Source organism: Sphingomonas sp. CFBP 13714, from assembly GCF_014842205.1.
Classification (GTDB): Bacteria; Pseudomonadota; Alphaproteobacteria; order Sphingomonadales; family Sphingomonadaceae; genus Sphingomonas; species Sphingomonas aerolata.
In genome coordinates this window covers 1-10,140 of sequence record NZ_JACYVG010000021.1, presented here as the reverse complement: position 1 = coordinate 10,140, position 10,140 = coordinate 1, and the positions used below count along the sequence as shown (strand labels likewise).

Below are 10,140 nucleotides of genomic sequence, written 5' to 3'. Positions count from 1 at the left end.
CCCCCCCCCCGAAAAACAACTAATTAATTGTTTGATCTCACGCTGTCGCACGCCGTAGGAGCGGAGATATTTTAAGCGGTCGTTGCGATATTAAATCTTTTGCTATGTCAAAGACTGCGGTTCAATTATGACTTGGCGTCACATTGATTGAAAGAATAAGCTTTACGAGGGCGGGTTCTAAGATTGCTAAACAACAGCATTTTACCGTAGATTTGTGAAGCTCGCGCTAAATTAGCGACGTCTCGACCTTAGATAGGTGAGCTAGGCAGTAAACGATGAGGGCGCACGTGGGCACCAACAACTTTTCAGAAAAAAACAATTCTGCGGGTTTTTAATCGGGTGCCAGAGGCCGAACTGCCAACGTCTTGGACCTTGTATGGGGGCACAACGCCATTGCATGTTACGGCGGAGCGATGCACGCGATCGGTCGAGACGGCACACCGGTCTATGACCACAGCGCTAACGCTTAGCGTTCCTGTCGCGCTCGCGGCGAGGAGCGGCGAGGCCGGCAACGCTATGAACGTAGCAACTGCTAAACTAAAACCAATGCGCACCGCATACCCCTTCGAGGCACGCTAAGCGTAGCAGCGCGGATTTGGTTCCAACATTAGTAGACGATGGTGACGACCGGACTGTCTGTGTAAGAGCCGGCAGGCACAGTCTGCCCGGCCGGGATACGCGCGTAGGCCGTCAAGACCTGTTTGGAGCCAAATAACGCAATCAGATATAGCGCGCCGTACCCGGCGCTCCCGGTCCCCCAAACCGTCGTGAATGCAGGATCAGAGTATAAATTGTACCGCAGACGGCCATTTTGAGCGGCCATTTCGCGTGCGGCGGTGCTTCCCGACTGCCCTCCTGACACTTCTATCCGGTAGCCGAAGGCGACACAGTCCAAAACCGTACAGGTGCAGGCGACGTCGATCGCGGCCGTGGTCGAGAGTGGCGTGGCCTGCAGGGGATTGTACACACCAAAGTTTGCCGCGCGCGTGGACACACTACACGACACGGCCTGCGCAGCAGACGGCAACGCCGCACATGCGACTGCACAGAAGAAGCCGAGCGACCTAAACCGGTTTACAGACAACCGGGTCACTGGTGTTGCGAAAGAAGTTGATGTGGCAGCGATCGTCTCCGTTTTGAACCTCTGCTGAAACCTCGACTGGAATATCGGTAAGATAGGCGACGCCATCGTAGCCCACCACGTCCTCGCGGCCATCAAGCTGTCGGACAATCGATCCCAGCGGCATCGGCATGCCCTGTTCCGAAACGATGTGGATTGTTGCAGCGCGCACCGGACGAACGGGAATGCGTACGATCGCTCCGCCTGCCCTACGGATGCGCACGATCCTGTCCGCCCGTGCCGTGTCGTGATCGAGATCGATAGCATCATAGTCGAGTGCAATCCTTGCAGCCGCATTGGCGGGCAGATTAGGGATAAGCAGGCTGCCGTTTTTTCGTGTCCGACCAGCGGGCCTGTTCTCAAGAGTTACGGCAACATCGGGCTTGCCCACCTGCACCAAGGCAAAGCTCTGTCCGACATTTGCCGTCAATACAGGTCTGCCACCCATCCAGATCGCAGCACCGGACGCGAACGCACGAGCGGCTACCCGACGACCCTCGAGCTGGATGTCAGCTCCAACCTCCCCCAGATCCCCACGCATGGTGGCGCCGCCAATCACGGACGACCGTCGGCCGGGCGCCGTGGCGACACTTGTTCGCAAGTCCGTTCCCCGATCTGCTTCACCGAAACGTGACCAACTTGCCGACCCCGCCATGCCCCGTTCATCACGGCTTGCCTGGACGATGGCTGTCGATCGGGGCGAAAGCACGACGGTAATCCCGACTGAAGCAAAAAGTCCAGATTGTCTCGTCCGCGACCCGACCACATTCGCGAATGCAGAGAAACGCGTGCCGACGGGGCGTGACCAACTTGCTGCGAGAATACGTGTCGTAACACGATCAGCGTGCAACATGGTTGCGGAAAGCGAAAAGCCACCGGTCACAACCGACTGCCAGGACCCGCCTGCCTGGAGCCTCCAACCCTTCTGCGAGATGCCCTGACTCGCCAGTGTCTCGAAGCTCCCGAAACTTTTTTGAGCTACTGCAAAGATAGACATGCGGTGATCGTCGCGCCTAAATGACGCGCCGATCTGGCCGCCCGCCCGGTGGGTGGAATGCGAGATGTCACCGCTGATCGAAGCAATGCCGAACTCGCTCAGTTTGGTGGTCATGGCTGCGCCTGCCACCTGCACAGCGTTGGCAAGCGCTATGCGCGCTTCGCCTGTTGACCGGTTATTCAATCCGCGGCGAATGGTACCGGATGCGAACGCAGCGCCGTACCTGTCGCCGCGCGAAAACGCGTTCGATCGTAGGAGCCCGGCCTGGACAGAACTGGCGTTCAGTCCCCGACGCAGCAACTGCTGCGAGCCATAAAACGATATTTGCTGCACAGTTTCATGCCCAAGCACATCGCGCACGAGCAGTGAAACCTTGCCTGCTCCGTCGACCATCGGCACATTGGAAACGGCGAACCGTCCGCTTTGAACATCTTCGGACAGTCGGCGAACGCCATTCACGTACAAATCAACGGTCGACGGCACGCCGTCGCCGCCTACGATATCCGGCATCGGTGCGGTTACTAAATCAGGTTGCAACGTGAAGTCTGTCGAAAGCTGGATCCCGCCTGCCCGAATGGCACCATCAGCTGAACCGTCGGAGCTCACAAAATCACCTACGGTCAGTCTTCGTGCGGTACGTGGATTTTCGAGGACGTAGCGAGTCTCCAGGCGCCGGACGCTTAGGCCACGCGCGCCTAAGCCCCGGCGTGCCAAGAGACCGGTGGAAAGGATGCCTGCAGGGCCGAAGAGGCGGAGCTCGCCGGAGACGCCACCGTTGCCGCGGTCATCCCCGTAGATCGCGTAGTTAAGCAGCCCTCCCCATGCCGGCAGCACGTCTTCCGCAGCGACGGTCGGAACTTCGATCATGGCACGGCGCATCCTGGTGGCCGCGACACGGATATGCACAGTCTGCGTTGCCTGATCGAGGTGGTAGGTTAGATCGGCGATGCTGCGCAGTGGGATCAGTGCTGCACCTTCGGCTGCGTCGATTCCAAGCGCCTGAAGATCGTCCCCGCTTGCGAGGAGATTGTCGCTTTGGCCCGAAAACTCGACGACGAGACCCGTGTCGATCCCGTTGATCCAGACTTGTGCAAACACCTTCTCTTGCGTCGCGGGGGTGCTAGCCTCAATCGGGGGAGGGGCTCCGATCGAGGGGAGAAGCGTCGCCGAGATCGCGAGCGCCAGAATGAACGCGGCCAAGCCGTCCTCATCAACGCGTGACTGGGATCAGCACGCGTAAGAGCTTGGCTCCGTCGCGGGCAGTGATCGTCACGCTTTTCGGTGAGCTGTCGGCTTTGTAGCTCCACGCCCGTTCCTGACCCGCAAGCGCGTACCCGGCGAGACCGGAAGCAACGACGGTCGGCTTGTCTCCCGCCTGAGCGGTCAGCTCAACGAGCCGGACATGCACTGACCCGCGGTTCCTGACGCTGATGCTGATGCGTTGCGTCTGGGTGTCCTGCCGGGCGCTCCATTCCAATGACGACGACCGAGGCACGCCCGCCGCGGGCTCGACGAACACCGGAAGAACCATGCGCACCGGGAGCTGAAGTTGGCCCGCTGCACCAGCAAGCGGCAACTGGTCAACGACCAGCCGATAGCTGCGTTCGACAGGCCCTGGCGGAACCTTGGCGACAATGCGGACCGATTGCGTCCCCCGTGGCTCAAGTCGAAACATAGGCGGACTAAAGCCTGCATCATCGACGGGGCTATAGACCTCCTCTTCACCCTTCATCGTCCAGCGATAGAGCCTAACCTGAACGGTAATCGGGCTGGTCCCAGGGTTGCTGACGATCGTCGAGACGCTACGTGCCAACCCTGTCAGGGAAAGCTGTACCGGCGCAACCGACAGGCTGCCGCCAGGCGCCTGCGCGCCTACGGTGCCCGGCCCCAGCAGCAGCAATAGCGCCGTGGCCGGTCGCAGCGAGCCTAGTAGGAGAGATCGCACGAGCGCAGGCTCAGTAGTAGACCGTGATGGGAACGGTATCCGAATACGTATCCGCTGGAGCACTCTGCCCAGCGGCTATCGAGGCATAAATTGCAATCGTGTTGGCGATCGCTCCGAGCCCCGTCTGGCCGGTCAGGCGCTGCGACGTGACGCTGTCACCGAACCGCTGCAACCCAGCGCTGTCGCGGTGAAGTTCGTAGGAGAGAAACTGGGATTGGCTTGCGCCCTTCATTCGGCGCTGAGTGCCCGATGCATTGCTGCCGTCGCTCAGGCCGATCGAGAACGGTGTTCCCTGGGTGCAGGTAACGTTTACATTGGCGTTGGCAGGACTGGATGTGCCGAGTGCCGGATCGATTGTGCCAAAAACCAGCGTGCCGCTGCCTACTGCGCAAGCCGCAACTACGGTGGCTTGAATAGTAAGAACACCATTGGCGGTTGCAGCAATGGCGGACGTATTTCCAACCATCAAGCAACATGTCAGCGCGAGCGCGTAGAGGCCCTTCTTCACGGCAAATCTCCTGGAGAAACTTTGTTCCAGGCAAAAATGGCCTCGCAAATATTAAAAAACCGTAATCAATAGAAAAACGCGAAACTCATCGTTTCGATAATACACCCGTTTCGATTTGGTTGTTCAAAACCGCAGCACTTACGGATTAAGCCGCGTGGATAAGATTGGTGCGTCTGATTGGTAGGGTCAAAGCTGTCTTTTCAAGCGGCTTTGGGCGAGCGGATTTGGGGTGGGGGGTGCGCACCGATCGGCGCCCTGGTGGCGTCAGAACCGGGAGTGGCTGTTAACCTGCAGGCGACGACCGGCTCTATTACAAAAGCGTGATGTGGATGGTGCGCACAGGCGCGTAGTGGCGGTTAGCTAGAACCGTCATACTTGTCTGTGAGGTGCCCACAATCTCAAATGGGCGTACTTTTCAAACCGGAAAGGGTGATTTACCTTTTTTAAAAGAGCCCGGGAGCAGCACCAATAGCTCATGAGAGGTAGACGATATGCTGCTAGTTCGAGACTATCCAATGGTAGATAACGAAGTGTCCCGCGCTTCTGAAACACGGAAATATGCGACCGGAGACGAGAACCTTCAGAGCGTATTTGATTCCGTCACACAGCTTTGCAGCAATCTGTTCCAAGCTGAGATCAGCCTGCTGTCCTTCATCGAGGACGATATCCAAATCGTAAAGGGAGCGGCCGGCCTTGCGGCGACGACGATCAGTCGGACTGACTCATTTTGCTCACACACTATATTATCAAGTGAGGTGATGGTCGTGTTGGATGCCGCAAAGGACGTGCGGTTTCGGGGGAACCGTTATGTTACAGCAGCCCCGTTCATACGCTTCTACGCGGGTGCACCGTTAAAAACAGCGCTAGGGTTTAACATTGGTGCACTATGTATCGCTGACCCGCGACCACGTAGCGACTTTTCCGCGACGGACCGTAGTCAGCTGGGGCAGATGGCCAGCCTTATATCGTCCAGGATGGACGACCTGATCGTCGGGCATTGCGATCTGGTAGCGCCCCGGCACAGCGTTGATTTGGAAGGCATGATCAGCAGCTACGGCAAAAGACCAGTATCCGCTGCTATTCAAAACATCTCCATTCGCGGCGCCATGATCAATGTCGCAGGAGCCCTGATACCAAGAGGGGAGGAGGTTGTGCTGTCGATCGGCACGGTAGCTATTGTTGCTACGGCGATGTGGACCCGCAATGGCATGATCGGATTGTCTTTTGATCGTCCTATCAACGATGAAGACCTTGCTTCTGTGCACAATTCAGTTCGTAAAGCACCGGCCACCTTGCCGAGTATGCGTGGTAGCTCGCAGATTGTCTCGGAGCAGTAAGTGTCCGCTATGGAGTTCAATCACTACGTTTGCCTGCGGATTACGATATCTGGCAACGCTGGTGGCCTGCTGATGGTGCCAGCATAATTACATGATAGTTTGCCGGCGAACATATCGTTAAAATGGTTAAGGTGCTTGATCTACGTAGCAGGCTGTTACGGTCAGGGCGGTGCGCTTGAACCTGCGGCAGACTGGCATGGTGGCACAGTATCATGAATAGCTGTTTAGAATGCCAGTATAAGTTTCGCACTGTGATGTAAGGACGCGTCTGGGGTGCCCGAGACACAATTATCATGCCATCGGCAACCAGTGCGCGGTTCCCGCGACATCAAAGCGGACTTGGAATGAAAACAGCGTCGGCGCCGGCACCTCTGACATCCCATCGAGTTCGCACCTGTCCAGTATGCGTTTTCGGATGGTCTGCCCTGTTTGTCGCACAGTGGTGACTGAGACCGGGTTTCCACATATCTGGCCGCTGAACGGCGGGAAGGGAGAGAAAAGCGGGCGGCCCGGTTATGGCAAGGCGGACTGTGATAGCGGACCGTGCGCGGCGCTGCTGCCTTTCCCGTTTGGGATGGTTGATTGGGAAAGCGCACCGCGCCGACTCCGAACTGTTGGGCCGCTCGTCGGTGCCATAGCCCCCCTTAACAACAGCAACGACACGGTCTCGCAAATCACGCGATCAAGCTCCGCCTATCCATACGAGCCTCCTGTGCCAATACGGATCGTGAATCAGAAATTGACCGCCGTGTGAACCTGATGATCCAGCTCGGCTGCGCTGGTAAAAATTTGCGACAAATTCCTGAGTTTAACCATCGGGCAACCCTTTGCATTCCAGTAAACCGCAAGTGATAAACAGGGCGGATGTCATGCGCGGCACAAAGGCGGGGCTCCTGCGATCGGCAGCATTGGGCTGCGGGTTGTTTCTCGGTGCATGCGGCAGCGGCGGTGGTGGTGGCATCAATTCGACACCGACGCCGCCTGACGCATCCGTCCCGCCAACCACGCCAGCGCCTGTTCCTACACCAACGCCCACTCCGACACCGACACCGACACCGACACCTGCTCCGACAGCGACGAATTACGACACACGCGAATATCGTGCGACGGTGGGTGCGGTGTCGATGAATGCGCTCGCAGCCTATAATAGGGGTGCGACCGGCCTGGGCATCGGCGTCGGCGTCATCGACAGCGGCATCGACCTGCAAAGCGAGGAGTTCGGTAGCCGTATCTCCACCGCCTCGACCGGGGTCGCCGGCAACACATCGATCGACGACGAGGGAGGGCACGGCACCGCCGTTGCCTTCACCCTCGCCGGGAGGCGCAATGGCACCGGCACGCACGGCGTCGCGTTTGATTCAACGCTGATCGTGTTGCGCGCGGATCGCCCCGGCACCTGCGTCGGCGGCACCACGGACGACGCCGAATCGGGCTGCAAGTTCTTCACCGATGCGATCACCCGCGGGGTCGATACCGCGCGGACAGCAGGTGCGAAGGTCATCAATATCTCGCTTGGCGGATCGGCAATGCCGCAAAGCCTGAAGGATGCAGTCGGCCGGGCGACGCTGGCCGGGATCATCGTGGTGATCGCGGCAGGCAACGACGGCACCGACAATCCCGACCCCTTCACCGATGTCGCCAATGACAGCATCGCCCGCAACATGGTGATCATCGCGGGTTCGGTCGGTGCAGGCGACACGCTGTCCACGTTCAGTGACAAGGCTGGCACGGGCGCTGCACATTTTCTCACCGCAGTCGGCGAGCGGGTCCCCGCACCGGACAATAACGGGGCTAATTTCCTCTGGTCTGGAACGTCGTTCGCCGCCCCGCAAATCTCCGGCGCCGTCGCTTTGCTCGCACAGGCGTTCCCCAATCTTAGTGGCGCGCAGATCGTCGACATACTGTTCAAGAGTGCGCGCGATGCCGGCGCCGCAGGAGTCGACGCAATCTATGGCAATGGCGTGCTCGACCTGACGCGCGCATTCCAGCCGCTCGGGACGACGTCGGTCGCGGGGTCGAGATCTGCGATCTCGTTGGTCACCAACGGCATGCTGTCGGCACCGATGGGCGATGCCGCGCAGGGCTCGCTGGGTGCGGTGGTCCTCGACGGTTACGCCCGTGCCTTCGCGACCGATCTTGCCCCGACGATCGGCCGCAGTGCACCGTCGTCAACGTTGGGCGGCATGCTCCAATCAAGGACCCGGGCGGTTGCCGTGGCGCGTGGCGGCATGACCGCGTCAGTGACGTTGGTGCCGAAGTCGCGTGGGTTCGGATCAGGTAGCACAGACAATGATAATAGGCGGTCGATCCTGACCAGGGCCGACGTTTATCCAAACGTTGGTCCAAATAGCGGGTTCAACGCCGGGCAATCGCGCGCGATTGCCGCAACGATGACGCAACGGCTTGGCGAGACGCTGTCGTTCGGGCTTGGCGTTGCGCAGGGATCGAGTGCAATAACCGCGCAGCTGACGGACCAGTATGAACCGGCGTTTCTCGTTGCTACCATGTCGGGCCTCGGCTTCGACAGCAGCGCGCGGGCGTCGAGCGCGGTGCGGCAGCGGTTTGGTGGGTTCGGCGTGACTGCGGGGATTGAAACCGGCGATGTGCTGTCGCGCCGCGAGGCAGATGGATTTGCGCGTACCGGCTGGCGGCGGTCAGGCTATGAGCGCGTCGCGATCGGTGTCGATCGGCAATTCGGCGCGGTGTCGACATATGTCTCGGCTACCCGGATGAGCGAGCAGAATACGTTTCTAGGTGCGAGACTCGATGCCGGGCTAGGTGCTGCGCGTGCAGCGAGCTGGTTTGCCGATGCCAAGGCGCGGCTTGACGGCGGCGATGGCTGGTCGATCGGCGGCTCGTTTCGCCAAGGCTGGTCCAGAACGCATATCCGCGGCGGTCTCAACGGCGGCGGCATGCTCCATACCCGAGCCTTCGCAGCCGATATCGGCAAGGCGGGCCTGTTCGGTACCGACAGCATCGGCCTGCGCATCGCCCAGCCTCTGCGGGTCGCAAGGGGCGGGATCGATCTCGCGCTGCCGACCGACTATGACTATGCGACCAGCCAGGTAACCGGCTGGACCACGCAGCGCCTGAACCTCACGCCAAGTGGCCGCGAGCTCGATATCGAGGCCCGGTACGGCCGGCCAGCGTTTGGCGGCGGACTTGAAACCAACCTGTTCCTGCGCCGCGACCCCGGCAATTTTGCGAATATTCCGACCGATTACGGTTTGGCGGTACGCTTCAACCGCGGATTCTGACACGCGGGGCAGCTGGACTGTCGGCCATGATCCACGCGGTTGGAAACACTACGGAGCGGAGTCATGCCGCGGACAGTTTATTATCTCGTCGCCGCGCCGCAGGGGCTGGACCGCACAGCTGTGATGATCGACGTTGAAACGATAGGCCTGGATCCGGATTATCCAATCAGCAATCTAGCTGTCCAGCGTATTCGCGCCAATAAGTCTTGACTTTAAAAGGCCGTAGACTTCGTTTTCCAGGAAAGTCATAGTAAATGGTTTTTTTAAAAATCGATGGGCAACATGTCGACGAGTTTGGGCTTCTTCTGTAAATCCGGACATAGCAATAGTTCGAAGGCTTGGTCGTGTCACATATGCTCGTTCAATGAAATCAAAGCCGTTTAAAGCACCTGGCATTTTAACGTCGGTTATAACTAAATCTATTTCAGGAAAACTATTGACAGCTGATAGTGCGTTATCCGCATTGCACGCCAAAAGGACTTTAAACCCGCACTCATCGAGATGCTCCCCAATCATAGTGCGAATTCTTTCCTCATCGTCAACAACCAGGATGGTGATTCCGTAACCAGTTATCATGAAAAACTCCCGAACCTCCAATTTCAATCATATCTCGAAGAGGCAGCATAGCTACCCTAAAAGCGCTTGTCGCGACGATACCTTTGTAAATTTTTCGATGATTACGGACATGGTTGAGAATGCTGGCTGCATTTGGATAGCAATTAGCACGGCAAGAGCGGCGGGAGATCGTCTTTGCAAAGAGGATGTGGGCGCAGGTCTTGTCAATATATCGGTATGGGTTACCTTTAATAAGCCAAGACAATCGTAAACTATAACGCACTTCGCACACAATGCCGCTGTAGTTTTAATAGACCAAAACATAAAAATCATGGGGCGGCATCTAGCAGATAATGATACTGTCTAAACCATGCATTAATATGGGCTAATGACCACGCTATTCGTGCAATTCCCGAGAAAA

The 10,140-nt window shown here is 58.3% G+C and carries 7 protein-coding genes; 2 read left to right on the top strand and 5 right to left on the bottom strand.

Annotated elements, in window-relative coordinates:
* Window positions 1–607: 607 nt before the first annotated feature.
* Genes IFT54_RS21070 through IFT54_RS19975 form a run of 4 tightly spaced genes read right to left on the bottom strand, consistent with a single transcriptional unit; the run spans window position 608 to window position 4,570 of the window.
* Window positions 608–1,093 (bottom strand): Csu type fimbrial protein, encoded by a 486-nt coding sequence (locus IFT54_RS21070; RefSeq protein ID WP_416365803.1) that lies wholly within the window; start codon window positions 1,091–1,093, stop codon window positions 608–610.
* Complete coding sequence (locus IFT54_RS19985) at window positions 1,065–3,317, bottom strand: fimbria/pilus outer membrane usher protein (RefSeq protein WP_192071958.1); 2,253 nt, start codon at window positions 3,315–3,317, stop codon at window positions 1,065–1,067. Before IFT54_RS19985 ends, IFT54_RS21070 begins: the two co-directional genes overlap by 29 nt.
* A gap of 10 nt (window positions 3,318–3,327) precedes the next feature.
* Window positions 3,328–4,017, bottom strand: a complete 690-nt coding sequence (locus IFT54_RS19980; protein WP_192071957.1) for a fimbrial biogenesis chaperone — start codon at window positions 4,015–4,017, stop codon at window positions 3,328–3,330.
* A gap of 55 nt (window positions 4,018–4,072) precedes the next feature.
* On the bottom strand, window positions 4,073–4,570 hold the full coding sequence (locus tag IFT54_RS19975) for a Csu type fimbrial protein (RefSeq protein ID WP_192071956.1): 498 nt from the start codon (window positions 4,568–4,570) through the stop codon (window positions 4,073–4,075).
* A 515-nt stretch (window positions 4,571–5,085) separates the two neighbouring features.
* Between IFT54_RS19975 and IFT54_RS19970 the strand changes: the two genes are divergently transcribed.
* Both IFT54_RS19970 and IFT54_RS19965 read left to right on the top strand, forming a co-directional pair.
* On the top strand, window positions 5,086–5,907 hold the full coding sequence (locus IFT54_RS19970) for a GAF domain-containing protein (protein ID WP_192071955.1): 822 nt from the start codon (window positions 5,086–5,088) through the stop codon (window positions 5,905–5,907).
* 1,124 nt (window positions 5,908–7,031) lie between these two features.
* Entirely contained in the window at window positions 7,032–9,164 is a 2,133-nt protein-coding gene (locus IFT54_RS19965; RefSeq protein WP_244649335.1) for a S8 family peptidase, read from the top strand.
* 174 nt (window positions 9,165–9,338) lie between these two features.
* Here IFT54_RS19965 and IFT54_RS19960 read toward each other — a convergent pair whose 3' ends face one another.
* Window positions 9,339–9,740 carry a response regulator gene (locus IFT54_RS19960; protein ID WP_192071953.1) on the bottom strand — a complete coding sequence of 134 codons (402 nt, stop codon included), beginning with the start codon at window positions 9,738–9,740 and terminating at the stop codon, window positions 9,339–9,341.
* Window positions 9,741–10,140 lie beyond the last annotated feature (400 nt).